The 18,247-nt window shown below is 62.9% G+C and carries 16 protein-coding genes; 8 read left to right on the top strand and 8 right to left on the bottom strand.

What is annotated here, in order from left to right:
• Nucleotides 1-155 precede the first annotated feature (155 nt).
• From E4T66_RS08650 to E4T66_RS08640, 3 genes are all read left to right on the top strand, one after another.
• Complete coding sequence (locus E4T66_RS08650) at nt 156-782, top strand: hypothetical protein (RefSeq protein ID WP_136848603.1); 627 nt, start codon at nt 156-158, stop codon at nt 780-782.
• A gap of 84 nt (nt 783-866) precedes the next feature.
• The gene (locus E4T66_RS08645; RefSeq protein WP_136848602.1) at nt 867-1,607 is read left to right on the top strand and encodes a sulfotransferase family protein; all 741 of its coding nucleotides are present in this window, start codon (nt 867-869) and stop codon (nt 1,605-1,607) included.
• Nucleotides 1,608-1,663: 56 nt separating this feature from the next.
• Nucleotides 1,664-2,122: an SRPBCC family protein gene (locus tag E4T66_RS08640; protein ID WP_136848601.1), complete on the top strand. Its 459-nt coding sequence runs from the start codon at nt 1,664-1,666 to the stop codon at nt 2,120-2,122.
• A gap of 43 nt (nt 2,123-2,165) precedes the next feature.
• On the opposite strand, the gene E4T66_RS08635 is transcribed toward E4T66_RS08640, so the two are convergent.
• Nucleotides 2,166-3,173 carry an AraC family transcriptional regulator gene (locus tag E4T66_RS08635; protein WP_136848600.1) on the bottom strand — a complete coding sequence of 336 codons (1,008 nt, stop codon included), beginning with the start codon at nt 3,171-3,173 and terminating at the stop codon, nt 2,166-2,168.
• A gap of 167 nt (nt 3,174-3,340) precedes the next feature.
• On the opposite strand from E4T66_RS08635, the gene E4T66_RS08630 reads away from it, so the two are divergent.
• From E4T66_RS08630 to E4T66_RS08620, 3 genes are all read left to right on the top strand, one after another.
• The gene (locus tag E4T66_RS08630) at nt 3,341-3,844 is read left to right on the top strand and encodes a 2,4'-dihydroxyacetophenone dioxygenase family protein (protein WP_136848599.1); all 504 of its coding nucleotides are present in this window, start codon (nt 3,341-3,343) and stop codon (nt 3,842-3,844) included.
• Between the two features lie 34 nt (nt 3,845-3,878).
• Entirely contained in the window at nt 3,879-4,913 is a 1,035-nt protein-coding gene (locus E4T66_RS08625; RefSeq protein WP_136848598.1) for an NAD-dependent epimerase/dehydratase family protein, read from the top strand.
• Nucleotides 4,914-5,056: 143 nt separating this feature from the next.
• Nucleotides 5,057-5,602 carry a DUF1415 domain-containing protein gene (locus tag E4T66_RS08620; protein ID WP_136848597.1) on the top strand — a complete coding sequence of 182 codons (546 nt, stop codon included), beginning with the start codon at nt 5,057-5,059 and terminating at the stop codon, nt 5,600-5,602.
• Nucleotides 5,603-5,699: 97 nt separating this feature from the next.
• On the opposite strand, the gene E4T66_RS08615 is transcribed toward E4T66_RS08620, so the two are convergent.
• Nucleotides 5,700-7,100 (bottom strand): DUF1329 domain-containing protein, encoded by a 1,401-nt coding sequence (locus tag E4T66_RS08615; protein ID WP_136848596.1) that lies wholly within the window; start codon nt 7,098-7,100, stop codon nt 5,700-5,702.
• Nucleotides 7,101-7,258: 158 nt separating this feature from the next.
• Between E4T66_RS08615 and E4T66_RS08610 the strand changes: the two genes are divergently transcribed.
• A complete protein-coding gene (locus E4T66_RS08610) occupies nt 7,259-9,403 on the top strand; it encodes a DUF1302 domain-containing protein (protein ID WP_169577551.1) in 2,145 nt (714 codons plus the stop codon).
• 10 nt (nt 9,404-9,413) lie between these two features.
• On the opposite strand, the gene E4T66_RS08605 is transcribed toward E4T66_RS08610, so the two are convergent.
• Both E4T66_RS08605 and E4T66_RS08600 read right to left on the bottom strand, forming a co-directional pair.
• Nucleotides 9,414-10,559 (bottom strand): glutathione S-transferase family protein, encoded by a 1,146-nt coding sequence (locus E4T66_RS08605; protein WP_136848594.1) that lies wholly within the window; start codon nt 10,557-10,559, stop codon nt 9,414-9,416.
• 5 nt (nt 10,560-10,564) lie between these two features.
• A complete protein-coding gene (locus E4T66_RS08600) occupies nt 10,565-11,677 on the bottom strand; it encodes a glutathione S-transferase family protein (protein ID WP_136848593.1) in 1,113 nt (370 codons plus the stop codon).
• Between the two features lie 171 nt (nt 11,678-11,848).
• Here E4T66_RS08600 and E4T66_RS08595 point away from each other — a divergent pair, with 171 nt between their 5' ends.
• Nucleotides 11,849-13,123 (top strand): DsbA family protein, encoded by a 1,275-nt coding sequence (locus E4T66_RS08595; protein ID WP_136848592.1) that lies wholly within the window; start codon nt 11,849-11,851, stop codon nt 13,121-13,123.
• Nucleotides 13,124-13,177: 54 nt separating this feature from the next.
• On the opposite strand, the gene E4T66_RS08590 is transcribed toward E4T66_RS08595, so the two are convergent.
• From E4T66_RS08590 to E4T66_RS08575, 4 genes are read right to left on the bottom strand one after another with little or no spacing between them, the layout of a single operon-like run.
• Nucleotides 13,178-14,038: an SDR family NAD(P)-dependent oxidoreductase gene (locus E4T66_RS08590; RefSeq protein WP_169577550.1), complete on the bottom strand. Its 861-nt coding sequence runs from the start codon at nt 14,036-14,038 to the stop codon at nt 13,178-13,180.
• Nucleotides 14,039-14,097: 59 nt separating this feature from the next.
• Nucleotides 14,098-16,359, bottom strand: a complete 2,262-nt coding sequence (locus tag E4T66_RS08585; protein ID WP_136848590.1) for a DUF3604 domain-containing protein — start codon at nt 16,357-16,359, stop codon at nt 14,098-14,100.
• 20 nt (nt 16,360-16,379) lie between these two features.
• Nucleotides 16,380-17,405: a HupE/UreJ family protein gene (locus E4T66_RS08580; protein WP_136848589.1), complete on the bottom strand. Its 1,026-nt coding sequence runs from the start codon at nt 17,403-17,405 to the stop codon at nt 16,380-16,382.
• Complete coding sequence (locus E4T66_RS08575) at nt 17,402-18,193, bottom strand: peptidyl-prolyl cis-trans isomerase (RefSeq protein ID WP_169577549.1); 792 nt, start codon at nt 18,191-18,193, stop codon at nt 17,402-17,404. The genes E4T66_RS08580 and E4T66_RS08575 overlap by 4 nt, the downstream gene beginning before the upstream one ends.
• Nucleotides 18,194-18,247 lie beyond the last annotated feature (54 nt).

Genomic DNA, 18,247 nt, shown 5'->3' with positions numbered 1-18,247 from the left:
CAAGAATGCAGCGCCGCGTGCCACTCTGCTCCCGGAGCATTAAGCACGCTAACAGAGGTACTGAAACCCACCAAGCAATCCGGCAGCATGCGGATGTCTACCTTGGGCTTCAATCGATTGATGATCGGAAACTCGGCAAGTGAGGTGTGAGTGACATGCGTGAACCCGCCTACGATTTTGCTGCGCGTATAGACCAAGACATAGAAGCATTGTCAGCCGAGCAGGATCAGAAGCCCTCATTGACACACAGAGGCAAGAAATTGATTGAGGAGTACCTCCCGCTTTCGCGGTTTGCGTTGAGTTTGAAAGTACCTGGATTAAACGTGGGTATCGAGACTACCGTTCCGGGTGCGGAGGAAGACGGGATCATTTACCTCACGGGCTTTGTGGAAAAGATCATTCGAGTCCAGATTGCATACATGTATAGCCACAACGAATCACTCCGGGACGAGGCACTTCAGCGTTATGGCGTGACCTTCGGTTCAGGACCGATTAGCAGGCTCAAGAACGGCGAGATCATGGCCACTCCGGAAGTTGAAGACATGGACGCGCCGATGCGTCGAGTAGCAGCAGGCGCCGTGGAAAGGTATGAAAAGAAAAGGACACGCTATTGCGATGGCATGTACCTGCTGATCGCATTTGCAGACATTCGCATTTACGGGGATTGGTCTTGGGCCAAGGTTCGTGAGCTAATCGACTCATCTGGCGGATTCAAGAGTGGACCATTTCAACAGGTCTGGCTGTGCAATTGCACGTACAACCAACTACGGCGATTTATCTGACGGGGTTTGACTGGTCGGCAGATCGATTTGAACCAGAAAATCCGAGCTGCACTATCGATTCTTTGAACGAACAGAGGAGAAATCATGAGTCTCAAAGTCGTCGGCGCCGGCTATGGACGTACCGGAACATTGTCCCTGTGTACGGCCCTGAACCAGCTGGGTTTCCCCTGCTATCACATGTTCGAGGTGATCGGGAACAAGGACAACAAGACGCATCTGGATTTCTGGCGCAAGGTCGCAAACGGCAAGCCGGGCACGCAGTACGAATGGAATGAGGTGTTCTCCAAGTACACCGCCACGGTCGACAATCCGGCGTGTTGTGTATGGCGGGAGCTGGTGGCTGCCTATCCGGACGCCAAGGTCGTTCTGACAGTGCATCCTCGTGGAGCGGACGCCTGGTATGAAAGCACCATGGACACCATCTACTTCACCGAGAGCATGTGGCAGTTCAAGGTGCTCGAGCTGACCACGCCGTTCGGTCGCAAGTTCGGCGACATGAGTCGGAAGCTGATCTGGCAGCGATCGCACCAGGGCACGATGCGTGACCGCAACAGAGCAATCGAGCGGTATCACCAGCACATCGCCGAGGTGAAAGCTGCCGTTCCCGCAGACAAGCTGCTGATCTTTTCGGTTGATCAGGGTTGGGCGCCGCTGTGCGATTTTCTCGGTGTGCCGGTGCCTTCCACCGAATTTCCGAACGTGAATGATCGGGCGCAGATCAAGCAGACCATTGCCGGAATCACGCGCGGGGCCTACGTCATCGTCGGTGTCGCTGCGGTTGCGCTGGCGGGTATGGCGTATGGGCTGCTGCGCGTGTTGTCGTAACCGCAGAAGCGCAAACCCGTGCTGCGGATACGTACCGAGACTCAAGGCATAGCCCAATGAAAGACCAAATCCGCAATACCATTGAAATAGCCTGCGCACCGGAGCGGATCTATGCCTACGTGACGCAGCCGTGGCTCTGGCACGAGTGGCATCCGAATTCGAAATCCGCAAAGTCCTCCAGCAGCACACTGGCGACCGGTGATACCTTCGACGAGGTCATCGAGCTGCAGCCGCTGTCGCCGCTCCCCTTCACGCTCAAGCGCCAGACCCGTTATCGGGTCATCGCGGCGGATCCTCCCCGCCATTGGCGGGTCGAGGGCAAAATGAGCGGCGGTTGGCTGCAGATCGATTACGTATTCAAACCGTCAGAATGTGGTGTGTCCTTCACGCGAACGCTGACCTATGAAACCCGCGGATTCAATCGCCTCATGGCGCCGTTGCTACGGCCGCGCATGCGCAAGATGTCGCTGTTGGCACTCAGCAATCTCAAAGCGAAACTTGAGGCGTCGGATTGAATTCGGAGTTGACTGTGTCAACGCAGGCGCAATCAACGCAGACTCAGCCGCTGTCTCCCGCCTTGCGCCACGCGCGGGGTGACTGGCCAGTCCACAGCTTGAACGCACGGCTGAACACGGCCAGCTCGCCATAGCCCAGATTCATCGCGAGCGTGGTCAAGTCGATATCGCTGCGCGAGAGGTGCTCGCGCGCCAGCTTTTCGCGCTGCGCCTTCAGCAGTTGCCCGAAACTCGTTGATGCTTGCTGAAGACGCAGCTGCAGCGTGCGCGGTTGCAGGTCAACCAATTGCGAAACGCGCTCAAGGCTGCAGTCGCCGGTCGGGAGCAAGGCGGTAATTGCCCGCTCGACCTGTAAACGCAGGTCGAGCGATGGCATGCGTTGCTCGAAGTTGCCGCGCCATTGTGCATTGAGGCGTTCGCGCTGCGCCGAATCGATGCGCACCGGCAGATCGAGCAGCCGTCGCGGATAGACAACCCGACTGACCGGCGCGCCGAACGTCGGGACGTGGCCGAAGATGCGCCGCCAGTTCGCGGTTCGGCGCGGTGCCGGCAGGGCCAGTGCGACATCAGCAGGTTTGAGTTCGGTGCCATGCAGCTGCGCAATACTGCGCACCAATAACGCCATGCTGAGCCCGAGCAGCTGATCGCAGTCGGTCTGGTTCACGATGTCGAGGCGCATCTCCAATGCAACGTGCGGGGCCTGGGTGTCGACATCAATGGTGACGCCGCGCGCATGAAAGCTCAGATGACGGTTGATCAGTGTGAGCGCGTCGCCGACTCGAACCTGCAGACACAGCCAGGTACCGAGCGCGCCGACCGCTTCGAGTCCTTGTTGACTGCCGAGCAGGATGCCGAAATCCGGCGCATTGCATCGCTGTGCGGCCAGCGTGAGCAGGTCAGCCAGCGTCGTATACGGGATATACAGTTCGGGATCACGCAGTGTCGCCGGCGGAAGGCCCACGTGTTCCAGCAGCGCGAGCGGAGACTGCCCGAAGCTGTCTGCCAGATCGGAAAATCCGAGCAGCGCGCCGCTACGGCAGAGATATTTCATGCAGGGCCGGCCTGGAGTGTTGCGTGATATATCAATTTTATATTCGCGATATGTCAAGTGCGTTTGGTCGTTCGCCTCTATCCTGCAAACATCGGAGGCGCATACCCAAGCGCTCCGTACGACAAGTACAGGGCCTGACTGCCCGCAAGAACTGAAGGAGACTGCTGATGCCGCTGCCAATGCTGGTGACCGATCACCGCGAACTGCTCACGCTGAATACCCGCGAGCTGCCCATCTACGAAAACGCCCTGCCCGGCGTTGATGTGCAACCGCTGATGCTGGATACGCATCGCGGTATCTGGGTATTGCGCGTCGTATTCCATCCGGGCGTGGTGTTGCCGACGCACTATCACACCGGCTCGGTGCATTTGTGGACGCTGTCGGGCAGCTGGCACTACCTTGAATATCCTGATCAGCCACAAACTGCCGGTTGCTATTTGTATGAGCCCGGCAGCTCGGTGCATACGTTTGTCACGCCCAAGGACAATACGGAACCGACCGACACACTGATGTACGTCGAAGGCAGCAATGTGAACTTTGATGCCGAGGGCAACTACGTCGGCATGCTCGACGCCAATGGCATCACGCTACTGATCGATCAGCTGATCAAGGAACGCGGTCTGGAGCCGGCGCGATACATTCGCCCGCACCTGCCCGACTACACTGCATGAGGCCCAATCACCTCGTTGCAGTAACCGAGACCCTATGAACTCCGCACTGAATCCCATTGGCGCGGACGGACAGACACCGCGGATTCCCAAGTCTGTTTTCGTCACCGGTGCCAACGGCTTCATCGGCCGCGCACTGATGACGCGCTACCGCGCGCTTGGCTGCGAGGTACGCGGCATGGATTTGCGGGCCGATCGCGAATGGAATGTGGTGGCCGGTGATCTGACCGCACCGGCCACCTGGTCCGGACATGCCGGCGGCTGTGAGCTGTTCATCAATACCGCCGCAGTGGTTTCACTGGCGGCGGACTGGCCCACGTATCGGGACGTTTCGGTTCAGGGTGTGCGCAATGCGCTGGATGCAGCAATTGCCGGTGGTGCACATCGGTTCGTCCAGTACTCGTCGATTGCGGCACTGGGCTGGGATTATCCGGATGGCGCTGACGAGAAGACGCCGGTTGTCATCGGGGATGAATACCGATACGGCGTTGCCAAAGGCGCCAGTGAACATGTGGTGCTGGCGGCACACGCTGCGGGCGAGATCAGTTGCACCATCATCCGCCCTGGTGATGTGTATGGCCCAGGTTCGCGGGCCTGGATCAGCGAACCGTTGAAGATGGCACAGGCTGGACAGCTGATCCTGCCCAATGGCGGTCAAGGCCTCTTCACGCCGGTCTACATCGACGATCTGCTCGATGGCACCATGCTCGCGGCAGGCCTGACCGAAGGCGCGGGACAGATCTTCATCCTCTGGGGCGGCGAGAAGATCAGCTGCCGTGAGTTCTTCGCGCGCCACTGGCATTGGGCGGGACGCAAGGGTTATCCGCCAAGCTTGCCGTTGCCGATTGCGCTGCAACTGACACGGGCCCTATGGCATCTGAACCGGCGGCTCGGCCGCGCCAACGAGGCGACGCCGGATGCGATGCTGATGTTTTCACGCAAGGGTGGTTTCAACGGCAACAAAGCGCGGCGCCTGCTCGGATTTGCCCCCAAGGTCAAACTGGACGAGGGTTTTCGCCGTTCGGAGCTGTGGCTGAAGGAGACCGGGGTGCTGTCGTCCGTGAAGGCCTAGCGGCAGTCGCGAAGCCAGCCCGGCGCGATGTCGATGCCGGTGAACGGCGCGGATTGCGTTATCTTAGAGCCTGATCCGATCAAGGCTGCCCCCGGTTCTTCCGCGAAGCATTTCGGCCCCCTGCTCCACTCCGTGCGCATCCATTGAACGACACCACTTCCGTCGAAACCGCTGTCCGTCGCTGGCTCGAAACGGTCGTGATCGGACTCAATCTGTGCCCGTTTGCGGCACGCCCATTTCGTGCCGGACAGGTGCGGATCCATGTCAGCGAGTGCACTGACGAGCTGGAACTTCTGACCGAGTTGCAGCTGGAGCTGGCGCGCCTGGACGAGACGCCGGTTACCGAACTGGAAACCACCCTCATCGCGATTCCTCGGATGCTGGAGGACTTTCTCGACTACAACGACTTTCTCGACAAGGTCGACGCACTGCTGGAGCAGTTCGAGTGGAGTGGCGACTATCAGGTTGCCAGCTTCCATCCTCAGTACCAGTTCGCCGGCACCGAGCCTGACGACGCGGAGAACTTCACCAACCGCTCACCGGTGCCGCTGCTGCATCTGTTGCGCGAGGACAGCGTCGAAGCCGCCGTTGACAGTCATCCCGATCCCGAGAGCATTCCAGTTGCCAATATCCGCCGCATCCGCGCGTTGACGCCGGATCAGCTGCGCGCCTTGTTTGAGCCGCGCTAGCGCCTCATCGGCGCTCCGAGTCCGCACGGGCTCGCCAGACGGCGTGCCCGATGTTGTCGAAGGGGTGCACCGCCAGCGCACTCCGACGGGCTTCCAGTTATTTGCGCAGCTTGCGGCTGGCCAGGGTCTGCGGCCTGAAATAGCTGTCTTCGAAATCCAGACTGAAATCCGGATAGTCATCACCGGCGAAGCTCGCCGTCACGAAGTAGCGTCCGCTCTGCAGGTCGTAGTGAACCTCCGGACTGCCGGTCGTCGCCGGCACGAACGGGAACGTCGTCAGGTGCGCTTCCTGAAAGCGCCAGAGCTGGTTGCGGTCGTCGTAGCAGTCGACCATTGCTGTGCTCCAGCTGTCTTCATCGACATAGAACACGCGCTTGCGGAAGCTGTGGCGCAGGCCGTCCTTCAGTGTGGCCTCGACCACCCAGACACGATGCAGTTCGAAGCGCGCCAGTTCCGGATTGATGTGCCCCTTGCGCACGAGACGTTCGTAAGTCGCTTCCGGCGAGATGATGCGGGCCGAGTTGTACGGAATGTACATCTCGCGCTTGCCAACCAGCTTCCAGTTGTAGCGGTCCAGTGCGCCGTTGAACATGTCGGTCTGGTCATTGAACATCAGACCGTCGGCCGAGGCCTTGGGGTTGTCATAGCCGACATTGGGCGCACGCCGCGTACGGCCGAGCCCCGGGTTGAACAACCAGGCGTTGCGGCCGCCTTCAGTCTGATCGGTGGTTTCGTGTACCAGCAACAGCTGGCCAGCAATGCGCTTGGGCGACAGCACCTCCTGCAGGTAGTACAGGATCAAGCCTTCCTCGATCGGACTCGGCGATTTGGGATCGCCGTACTTCATCTTCACGTCTTCAACGATGCGCGCGAGCGTGAAGCTGCCGTCCTGCGCCACGATCACTTCATTGTTGAAGCGCCGTACCGCGGAACCGCGATACTTGAGCTTGTGGTTCCAGATAACTTCCGCACCACTCTTGGGAATCGGAAACGGCACGCCCAGGCGCGCGCCTACGACCTTGTCGGTACCCTGCAGCGAGGCGGCGGTCGCATTTTTCAAGGTTGCGGCGTTGACCGCATCCGGCAGGAATGCGGCGCGGATGCCCGGATAAACGCGCATCTGATAGTCCGGGTAACGCTCGAACAGCGCCTTGTGTCCTGCGCTGAGATGGTCGGCGTACTGCGTCAGATTGTCGCGGGTGATGACGAAACTGGGTTTTACATCTGCGCCGTTCGGCGAGATGACGGAAACCATCGACTGTGGTTTGCGCTCACGCAGCGATTGCAGCTCGGTGTAGGTCAGTCGCAACTGCTCCGGACGAAAACGGCGGCTGCCTTCCCACGCCGGAATGCTGCCGTCGGAATTTCCGCTGGCCTGCGCACCGACCGGGGTCAGTTCGTTCCCCAGCTTTGACGCTTCTTCGGGGCTGACAGCTGCGTGAGCAACCGCCAAGCCCAACGCCAGCAAGCCTGCCAGCGCCGTTGCCTGGTATTTCATGGTCTCCTCCACGTGCGCCGAGTGCCTTGCGCCGTTTTGTTCGTTGTGTAAACTTTACACACTGTAAAACTCTCGTCAAGGCAGACATCCGTCTTGACGGTGATAACAAAGATCACAACAACCGGCCAACAGACCGGCGCACGATGGTGGAGAGCGCGATGGGGAGATGGTGTTTCGTAGTCCTGTGCAGCCTGTTGAGTGCGCCGGCATTGGCAATTGAGTTCGACGTCGGCCCGGTCGCCGGAGCACTGAACACGCGTATTTCTGCAGGCGCCGCGGTGCGCGTCGAAGGCCGCGACAATCGCGTGATTGCGAAGCTGGCAGTGCCCGGACAACAGGATCTGTGCGCACCTGATGACTGCCAGTCGCAGGCCGGCGACCCGGCGCCCAATCAGCGGCTGGTCGATGCCGTCGGTGCGTTCTCCGGTGTCAACGAGGACAACGGCAATCTCAACTACGATCGCTGGGATCCGACCGCCGGCATCCTGCAGGTTCGCCCCAAGCTCGAACTGGTCTGGGACAGTTGGCAATTCCAGGCATCGGCGCTGCTATTCCACGATCTGGTCAATGCCAACTTTGACGAAACGCACGACGACCAGCGCTTCCAGCCCGCGCGCACGCCGCGCGGCGGCGAGCCTGAAGCGCTGTTCGCGTCGGGCTATCGGCTCGGCAACATATTTGTTTCCGGCAGCATTCAGCTGGGTGAGCGCGAACTGCTGCTGAAGCTGGGCAATCAGGTGCTCAACTGGGGTGAAGCGAATCTGGTGCAGTTCAATACCTTGTCCGAAATCAGCCCGATCGATGCGCCGGTGCTGGGCATGCCGGGCTCCGAGCCGAGTCAGCTGCAGCTCGCGGTACCGCTGGCGGTGGCAAGCCTCACCCTGACCGATTCGCTCGCGCTGGAAGCGCTGTACCAGCTGCAGTGGCGCGGTGCGCGGCTCCCCGCCAGTGGCAGCCTGCTGTCGTTCAGTGACATCGCCGGCGGCGGTGAATACGCGATCCTTGGTTTCGGCAATTTCAACGAAGATCCGGACCGTCAGTTTCGGCCGGCCGGGCTGGCGTCGTTGGTGTCGCAGGCCACGCGTACGGTCTATATCTCTGACGACGAAGTTGGCGCACCGCGAGACAGCGGCCAGTACGGCTTTCGCCTGAACTATCTGGCGGACTGGCTCAATCACGGTACCGAGCTGGCGTTTCACGCACTGCGCTATCACAGCCGCTATCCGCTGCTTAGCGGCTACGCGGCCAATGCCAGCTGTACGCGGAATGCCACGGTGCCCGGTTTCGCCGGCGCATTCGCAGCCTGCCAGGGTTTTAACGCTGCATTCAATCCGGTCGGCCTGGAGCCCCTGCCCGTCGATACGCTGCAGTTGTTCCTCGAATATCCGGAAGACATCGACCTCTACGGTGTGAGCTTCAATACCAACGTGGGCGATTGGGCGCTGTCCGGCGAATGGGCGTACCGGCCGAACCAGCCGCTGCAGGTGCTGCAGTCCGATGTATTGTTCACGCTGCTGGGTCCGGCGTTTCCGGCCGAGGACATTCCGATCGGCCTGGGTACCGTCAGTGATCCGGCGCTGCTGTCGCAATTGCCGGCAAACCTGGCGCAACCGCTGCAGAGTCTGCAGACCGCGCTGCAGGCGCAGCTTCCAAGCGGCGCCACCTTCATCCTGCCGGGCGAGAACAACGCAGTGCCGGATTACCTGTCGCAGTACCGCGGCGTCAGCGTCGCGGCCGGCGACTATGTTCCCGGTTACGAACGGCAGCAGGTGTCGCAGGTGACGATGACCGCATTGCGCACCTTTGCCGACAACCCGGTCGGCGCCGATCAGATCCTGTTTGTGTTCGAGGTTGCTGGACTCAAGGTTCATGACATGCCGGCGCGCGGCAAGCTGTATTTCGAAGGCGCCGGGGATCGCACCCATCCGTCGGCAGGCGCAGACGGCTCCGGCAGTGCCGATGGCCAGCCGGACACTCGACACATCAACCCGACGCAGATGACGCGGGGCTTCGCAGACGACCTGTCGTACGGCTACCGCAGCCTGGTGCGCATGACCTATCTTGATGTCCCTGGCGTCACGCTCTATCCCACGTTCATCTGGCTGCACGACATCGGCGGCACCTCGCCGGCTCCGGTCTACAACTTCATCGACGGTCGCCGTGTGCTGATCGCCAATCTGACCGCCGAGTTCGAGTCCGACTGGACTGTGGGGCTGACCTATCAGATGTTCGCCGGCGGCGGTACTCGACATCGCCTGAGTGACCGCGACAACGTATCGGCCTTCGTCGCCTACGTGTTCTGATCACCCGATGCTACGGCGCGCGGTCCCACGGTGTGCCGGCGGCGTAATAGCGCAGGCGCTGCGTCAGGCTGATCGGCGCTGAAGCGCTGGCCACGGCAGAGTCGATCAATGCGAGGTTCTGTGCCGCACTTGGCGGCTGCAAGGCCTTGCTGATGCCTGTGCCCTGCAGGCGCGTGTCGACGCGCGCACGCACTTCATCAGGCAGTGCGGCATAGGCATGCTGCAAGGTTTTCAGACAGCGCGCGCGATACTGCACCGCAGGCAAATCGGGATAGTCGATGCCGCCGTAGCGGCCGGAGAACCGGTCGCGAGCACCGGCCACTGCGGCTGCGTTGTCATGCAGGTACGGCAGGTAGGCGGCGCCCAGATCGGCCAGCATCGGATTCCAGGCGCGATCCGAGAAATCCTCCAGCTCGGACGCTGACCAGTCTTCCGCGCCGCTGCGCCACAGACGCGTGACCCAGGCCCAGACATTGGGCGCGTGTTCGGCCATCAATACTGCCGGTCTGGGGTCCTGCGCATAATGGCGGAACATCGGGCCGAACCACGCGATATCGACCAGGCTCGGTCGGTCGCCGAGCAAGTAGCGGCGATTCGCCAGCAGTGATTCCAGCCAGCCCAGCGCCTGCGGGTACAGCGCGGCGATCGCATCGAAGTTGCTGCGGCGAACACCGTCTCCGCGCAGGAAAATACGTTGCTGGCGCTTGCGGAAGTACAGCCCCATGGCCCAGGCCGGGTGCGGTGTCCCCTTCGACAATTCGGCGCCCAGGCGCGAGCCCAGATAGCGCGCATTGTCCGGCCACGCCCAGCGCCAGAACATTGCCGGCCGCCATTGCCATTCGTCGCAGTAGTCCTCGATCAGCGTGGACAGAAATGCGCGATACGGATCTTCCGGAATCAACCGTCGTTGCGGGTGCGCTTCGTCGAGCCAACGCAGCAGCGGCGTGGTGTCGTTGAGCCACAGGCCATCGTCGCGCCGCAGCGCCGGTACTTTCATCCAGCCGGTGTTCGGCAGCACCTCGCGCAACAGGATGTCCGGCGTGATGCAGACACGCGCGTAGTCGATGCGCTTGGCACGCAGCGCGCCCTCCAGCTTGCCGCTGAAGTACGACACGTCCGACAGGTACATCCGATACGGCGGCGTGGTCTGGGACATGGGTCTTATCCGTGTGTATCCAGGCAGACGTGCAGACCCTTGCGACGCAGCCGGGGACCGGGATCGAAGCCCGTCACCGAGGCCGCGCCCTGTTGCTGCAGCCAGCTTTCGATAGCCGTGCGATGCTCTGGCGCGCGGCTGCGATAATCGTCGAGGATGCGCTGCTTCATCCACAAGGTATACGGCATCGCCCGGCGCTGAAACCGTCCCTCACCCATCGGAAACGTGATCGGCCCCAGCGTGCGCGGCAGCCGTGACCGTTGCGGCGACAGCTTCGGCGCGAACTTCCGTACTTCGTCCCGGATGCCTTCGAGCATCGGATAGAACTCGCTGAACACCGCATCGAACACCTGCTGCAGGGTGTCGGGGATCGCGTCATCTGCAAGAAAGTCGCCCGCAGGTTCGGGCGGCGGCGCATTCATGCGCTCGACCCAGGCCTGCAGCTGCGGTCGCGGATCGATCAGGGTGCGCTTCGGCATCGGGTCCCGGTTCAGGTGTCCGTACATCGGCCCCAGCAGCGCAAAATCGGCGATCGACGGACGCGCACCGAACAGATACGGCAGGCGCGCGAAGTGTGCCTCGAGCACGTCGAGCATGTTCTCAGTCCAGCGCTCCATCACGGCGTACTGATCCGGCACCACCCCGACCGACGGCAGATAGCCGCGCAGGGTGCCGGCGACATAGGCAGCAAGGCGTTTCTGCAGGAAGCCGGGAAAGCCCGGCAGTAATGCGCGTCCGGCATCGCGCTCGAACAGCGCATAGTTTTCCGGATAGACCCAGCGGTAATGCATGGCCGGCGGAATCCACCATTCGTCCGCCCACAGCTCCAGCAGCTGCGCGGCGAATGCCTGACGCGGCGTCGGCGGCAGGACCGGATGGTCGCGAAAACGTTGCTCCAGCACGTCGCAGATGTGCTTGGTGTCCTGCAGCCACTCGCCTTCGGGCGTGACCACGACCGGCATCACCGTGGCGCCGGTCTTCTGCGGAATTCTGCGCATCAGGGTCAGCGCATCGACTTCGCGATCTTCGAACGGCACGTTCTTGTAGCGCAGATAGGCGCGCGTCTTGCCACTGAAGAACGACAGGTGCCAGCCGTAGAGGATGTAAGGTTTGCTCATGCAGGCTCCGTGATGCACGCGATCGGCCACGCAGTGCCGATATGGTTATGCAGACGCTGTCGCACGCCCGTTTAAAGTTTACATGCTGTAAATTATACTGCGTCGCGGTGAATCTCAATCCCCGCACGTCTTAAGCTCCAGACCGACCATGACTGCCGCAGGACACCCGCGATGCCCGACCCCATGCCGGAAATGAAGACCCTGCCCCGTGCCGGCCTACGGCCGAGCCTGCAGTCCCGAGTCGCAGAGCGTATTGCCAGCTCGCGTGACCCGATCGCGCGCCTGCGGGCCGGCAAGACGCTGGAGCTGTACTACGAGGTTGGTGACGCGCATTCGCAGCTGTGTGCGTCGATGGCGCGCACGCTGCTGCCGCGCCTGCAGGTTCCTTTGCAGATCCGGCTGGTGCCCGCCCCGGATGTCAGTGCCTATCCTGAACAGGACAAGCAGCGTGCGTTCGCGTCGCTGGACGCCCGCCGCATCGCGCCGTGTCATGGGCTACCGGCGCCGGTTGCGGTGCCACCGACACGGCACGATGCGGTCGCGGCGCATCTGGCGGCTGCAGGCAGCAACGCCGAGGCATTTCTCCAAGCCGAACTCGATGCGATGACTGCGATCGCGTCGAACGCAGGTTTGACAGGCCCCGCACTGCATCGTGATTCGCTGGCCGCGCTGCTCAAAGCCAACGCAGAGCGTCGACGCAAGCTGGGACACTATCTTCCGGCGATGTGGCAGTACCACGGCGAGTGGTTCTGGGCGCTGGACCGGCTCGACATTCTCTATACACGCCTGATCGCTGCAGGTGCATTGCGCAATGCCGCGCCACTGTCGCCGCTCGATCCGCAGCAACTGCCCGAGCCGCCGGCGCCGATCGGCACCCCACTGGAATTCTGGTTCAGCTTCCGCAGCCCCTACTCGTATCTGGCGGCCGTTGAATTGTTGCGCCGACGCGCGCGTGGTCAGCTGCAAACGCTGCAGGTGCGTCCGGTGCTGCCGATGGTCATGCGCGGACTGCCGGTGCCGCGCAACAAGCGTCTGTACATCGTGCGTGACGTCAAGCGCTGCGCCGATGTCCAGCAGATTCCGTTCGGCCGCATCCACGATCCGGTCGGCGACGGCGTGCTGCGTCTGCTGACGGTCTTCCCCTACACCGCCGATGCCGACACCCAGCTGCGCTACTGCGCCATTGCCGGCCAGAGCGTCTGGGCCGAAGGTCTGGATGCCCGCCGCGACGACGTGTTGCGCAGCGTGATCGAACGCAGCGGACTCGATTGGACGGCCGCGCAGCAGACGCTGGCGCAGGGCATCGACACCACGCGCGCCGAAGCGAATCGCGAGGCCCTGTTCGCGGCCGGCCTCTGGGGCGTGCCCAGCTTCCGTCTCGGTGACTTCACGACCTGGGGTCAGGATCGTTTGTGGATGGTGGACCGGCTGACGCAATCCGTTTGAGCGGATGCGGGGTCTTGGGGTTTGCCGCGGGCTTACCCCAAGCTCCAGCACGCGTCAGTTTGGTGATGCCGCACGCCGGCCCATCGACGCCGTCATTTTTGACAGAAAGCGCTCGAGCACGCCGGGTGCGACGCGCTTGGTCCAGTAGCCGGATTCGGCGTCGCGACCGACAACAACCAGCCGGCGGTTTTTGCGAATCGCGTTGAGCGTACGCCGCGCGACCACATTGGCATCGAGCTTGTTGCGTTCGAACCACTGCTGCACGCCGCGCTGCGTGCGTGGATTGTTCATGCGGCCGAACAGTTGCAGCTTGCTGGCAATCGGCGTGCGGACGAAACCGGGGCACACAGCGGTGACGCCGATTCCGCTGCTGGCGATTTCGCCGCGCAGGCTTTCGGTCAGACCGACCACCGCAGCCTTTGTGGCGCCGTAGGCGGCCAGCCCCGGGAAACCCAGCAGACCGGCGGCCGAAGCGATGTTGACGATGTGTCCGCCCTCGCCGCTGCGCTGCGCACGCGCGAGCATGGCGGGCAGCACCGCATCGATCCCGCGCACCACGCCCAGCACATTGATGTCGTGCAGGCGGCGCCATTCGTCCAGCGGCACCTCATGCACCAGTCCACCGCTGACGATGCCAGCACTCTGCACCAGCAGATCGGCAGCCTCGCCCATCTGAGCAATCGCCGGACCCAGCCGCGCCATGTCGTCGTCGCGGCTGACATCGGCACTGAGCGTCTGCACTTCGGCAGCGCCAAGCTTGCGCAGATGTTCGGCCGCGGTCTGCAGTGCGGCGCTGTCGCGCGCAACCAACAGCAGGCGCGCGCGCTCACCGGCCAGGGCCTCGGCGATGGCCAGGCCGATGCCGCTGGAGCCGCCGGTGATCACGCACAGCTTGTCGGTGAAATTATTGATCATGAATCGCTCGATAAAAATGAATGAAAAGGTTTGTGGTGTGCGCCGCGCGGAAACGCAGCTCAGGGATGTTCGAACCACACCGGCGACGCCCATGCACGTTCTTCGAGCGTGGAGAAGATGTTGCTGCCGTGGAACGAGCCCGGCTCGCCCTCAATGCGGCAGCAGCCTTCATAGCCATGCCAGCCGGTGTCGTCCGGAAAGATGCCGTTGGCCGGGCTCAGAGCGGCACAGTCGACCCCGGAGCTGACGCAGAGATAAGTGCTCCAGCGGCAACTCGGAATCTCGCGCACGCGGGCATACCAGTAAGCGTCGCGGTCAGCGTGGAAATCCGGATCCTGCCAGGTCACGCAGAACTGCTCAGGATGATTGCCCGGTGCCACCGAACAGTCAGCGGCCGGTTGCTCGACCGGATGCGGCGTCTTTGCCACGTTTTCGTAGACGTGCACCTTGGGTTCGCCACTGGCGTTGAGCGTGCCCTTGATGACGTCCAGGCCCTGAAGCGGTAGTCCGGGTTGGTCGCCACCGGGATCTTGTATCGCCCACACGGTGAGGTACGGTGCGGTGGCCCCTGCCGGAGGCTGCGGCAGATCGCCGCCCATGATGGCGCCATCGGTGGAGGTGACGCTGTCGCCACCCTGGGCCAGCCGTGCGCAGATGTCGTCCGGCGGCGGCGTCCAGCTCGATTGCATGCGGATGCGGATGCGCGGTCCGGATGTGCCGAATGTTTCGCCGCGATAGACCGCATCCCAGATCTGCTCGCGCGTGTTTTCCGCGGTCCAGACTCCGGCCAGTCCGCCGGAGCCGAAGCCGCGTGCGCGATCGAGAAACACGCGGTTGGTGCAGTTGTCGGGATCGGCCGGGTCTTCCGGATTGATCGCGCGGTTGCTGTTGTCGCAGTCCCACTGACCGAGGTGATCCTTGGGCTCGTCCTCGAGCACGCCACCGTGTCCCGGATAGCGACGTTCGCGCACCATGCCGGGCGTGCCGTTATGGGTGTCGGTCGAGGCGATGATGCCTTGCCGATACGGATTGACGCCGAGGAGCGCGCGCAGCGTGAACCCCTCCGCCATGGCGTTGCGGAAATAGTCCAGCGGTGCAGTGCAGTTGTCGGCGGGGCCTGAGGCGCCGTCCGGACCGACGGTTTCGCAGATCCGCGTCAGGTAGGTCGGCGCCTGCCGCAGTGAGCAGAAGCTCGGGTCGTGTGCCGGGTCTCCGGTGCAATAACGCGCGCAGCCGGGCGGATCGTCGGGCTGCCCTGCGCAGACGTTCTTGGTCAGCTCGAAGTCGCAGTGCGTCTCCTCGCCTTCAAGGTAGTTGCCTTCAAGACCGGCGGCGCATTCGGACGCGCCCTTGTGCTGATAGATCTCCAGCACGCGGTCATAGCCTCGACGCAGTTCTGCGTCGGCCTGCGTCAGTGCGACGCCATCGCGGCCCGGCGGCAGCCCGGTAGCGAAATCGCGTGGCATGAAGAAGCGACCGTCCGACAGATTGGCGCTGTGCGGAATCGTCAGCACGCGACAGTCCGGCATGCCGCCGCAGTTGTCCTGCAGATGATCGAACAGCATCCACTCGTCATTGGCATTGCGGTCGTCAATGCCGGTCAGCGCGGTAGCCGATCCGTAGACGACGTCCGGCACCTGATCGGCGTCACCACGGAAGATCACATTCCGGTGCAGCATCTGGCCGCGCTTGTTGGAGCTGTACTCGTAACCATGCAGGGTGCTGAAGGTGCACGGCTGGTATTCCTCGTCGGTGATGCGCTGCTGCTCGGCCCAGGCCGGGCGATCGGTCGGGCTCTCCGCCAGCAGTGCCTGCAGCGCGATCTGGAACGGCGTCGTGCGGCCTTCGACAAAGGCGCGAATGTCACCGCGGATGCTATTGCCGATGATCTCGCAGGCGGGATTGGTGCCGGCCGGCACGGTACCGTTCAGTTCGCACAGAGTCTTGAACGCGCCGAGAAATTCGGCGTGGTCGGTGATGGCGACGAAGTCCAGCGGGCGGTCGAGCTGCTCGTAGTGGTCGGGCGTATTCGGATCGTCATCGCCTGCCGGATAGCCCGCAGGCTCGCCCTTGGCGAAGCGGATCGCGTCGCGTGGACCGTTGATGGAGTTGAAGAAGTAGGTATCGAAGGAATCGCTGGTATGCACGTGCAGATCGCCGAACAGCGCCTGCTTCTGCCCGGCGACCAGGGGTCCGCAATCCCCGGCAACGCTTCCCGGCTGCCCCGGCGCTGTGGGCAGATTCTCCGGCGTCGTCGACGCACCGCAGGCTGCCAGCATCAGTGCAGCCAGCGGTGTGGCAATCTGTATACGAACACTCATACCGCTCCCCCGAATCGTTCTTATGTAAAAACCGTCGCACTGCGCTGGATCAACCAGTACGCGGCGACGCTGCCGTAGAGACACAGCGCCACCGGCGCCCAGCGCTGCAACGGGCGCAGCGCGTGCGCCAGCAGCATCAACGCCAGCACGAACAGCAGCTGGCCCGCCTCGACGCCGAGATTGAATGCGGCCAGCGCCCAGACCTGCGCATGCTCGGGCAGACCGATCTGCGCCAGCGCGCCGGCGAAGCCGAAGCCGTGCAGCAAGCCGAAGCCGAACGCAAACACGGACAGATGGCGTGACACGCCGCTGGGTGCAGCTGCGCCTGCGGTCGGCGGGTGGAACGCCAGATCAATTGCCAGCAGCAGGATCGACGCTGCGATGCTGGCTTCGACGGCCCCCGACGGCAGCGACCAATGACCGAGGGCAGCTCCGGCCAGCGTGATCGAGTGCGCCGCGGTAAACGCGGTCAGGGTGCCGACCAGCGCACGCACACTGCGCCCGCCGCGGCGCCACAGCGCCCAAAGCCCCAGCACGAACAGCAGATGATCGGGGCCGAGCAGGATGTGCTCGACGCCGAGCCCCAGATAGTGCGGCACCGGCGGTGCTTCGGGCGGTGTGTCCATGCGCCACTGTGGGCGCGTCGCCGACAGCACTGCGTAGCGCGGCGCGCCATGCAAGGGTTCGACCAGCAGGATCGCGTCCGGCAGCTGCACGCTGAAGCCGCTCAGGCCCAGGGCACCCTGCAGTCCTTGCGGGCAGTCCAGCGTCCATGACATCAGCGTACCTTCATCGGCAGGCTGCAGATGTGGTTCACCGCGGCGCTCGCAGTCCGCCGGCCACTGCGGATGCAGCGACAGCAGGCGTCCTTCGAAGTCCTCCGGCAGGCGCAAGCGGCTGTCCCAGGTCTGCGTGTCGCGTTGAACCAGACGCCACTGGGCGCTGTTCATCGCATGGCCCGCAGCCGCAGTGCTGAGCAGAGTCAGCAACAGTCCGGCCGCAACGAAGCCATGAGGGAATTTTCGGCGCCGTGACGACTCGATCATGACGACGCACCGGCGTCAGCGACGCCATACCGCGTCATCAGGGCTTTCAGCGCGTCCTGCGTGTGCAAACGACGTTGTTCGATCAGATAGTCGCGCTGCGCGCGCGCCTGAACCGCAGCGTAGTCCGGCGTCTGCAGCTGGCGTGAGCGGATACGGACGAGATGCAGGCCCAACGGCGACGACAGCGGTCCTTGCCAGCCACCCTCCGGCAGCTGCGCAAGCTGCTGCGCCAGCGCCTTGCCGAACAGACGCTCGGTATCGTGACTGCTGGCGTTGTCGATACGGGTCGACGCCGGGTGCGGATCGCTGAGCGCGGCAAAGTCACCCACGTCGTTGTCTGCACGCAGGCGTGCAGCAACACGCTCTGCGTCCTGCTCGAGCTCAGTGTCATGTCGTGCGCGGGACAGGAAAACATGGTCCATCGACAGCTGCGTAACGCCGCCATAGCGCTCGGCGTGCGTGTCGATCCAGTGTTGGAGTGTGTTCGCATCCGGCTCGGCGACATCGACCCCAGTCTCCAGCAGCAGGCGCATCTTCTGCGCCAGGCGTCGCCGTACAATCAGGTCGCCGTCATCGAGTCCACGCGCAAGGGCTTCCCGGTACAGCACTTCATCCTCAAGCCAGCGCGTTGCACCCTGCCCTGCGGCGGCATCCGGCGCGACCAGCGGCGGTGTCGAGCGGTGCAGGATATCTGCGGCAAACAGCGCAGCGCCGAGCGCAAGAAACAATAATGGCGCGTGACGGTGCTGCAGGCGGCTCAGCGCGTCGATGAATTTTTGTAGGCGCATGTCGAAGTTCCCCCACTTCGTGCTTGACGCCATTAGATGACTATTGTTTACACT

The organism is Sinimarinibacterium arenosum, assembly GCF_005047655.1.
Lineage (GTDB): Bacteria > Pseudomonadota > Gammaproteobacteria > Nevskiales > Nevskiaceae > Solimonas.
The sequence above is the reverse complement of the archived record's forward strand: the minus strand, read 5'-3'. Positions and strand labels throughout refer to the sequence as shown.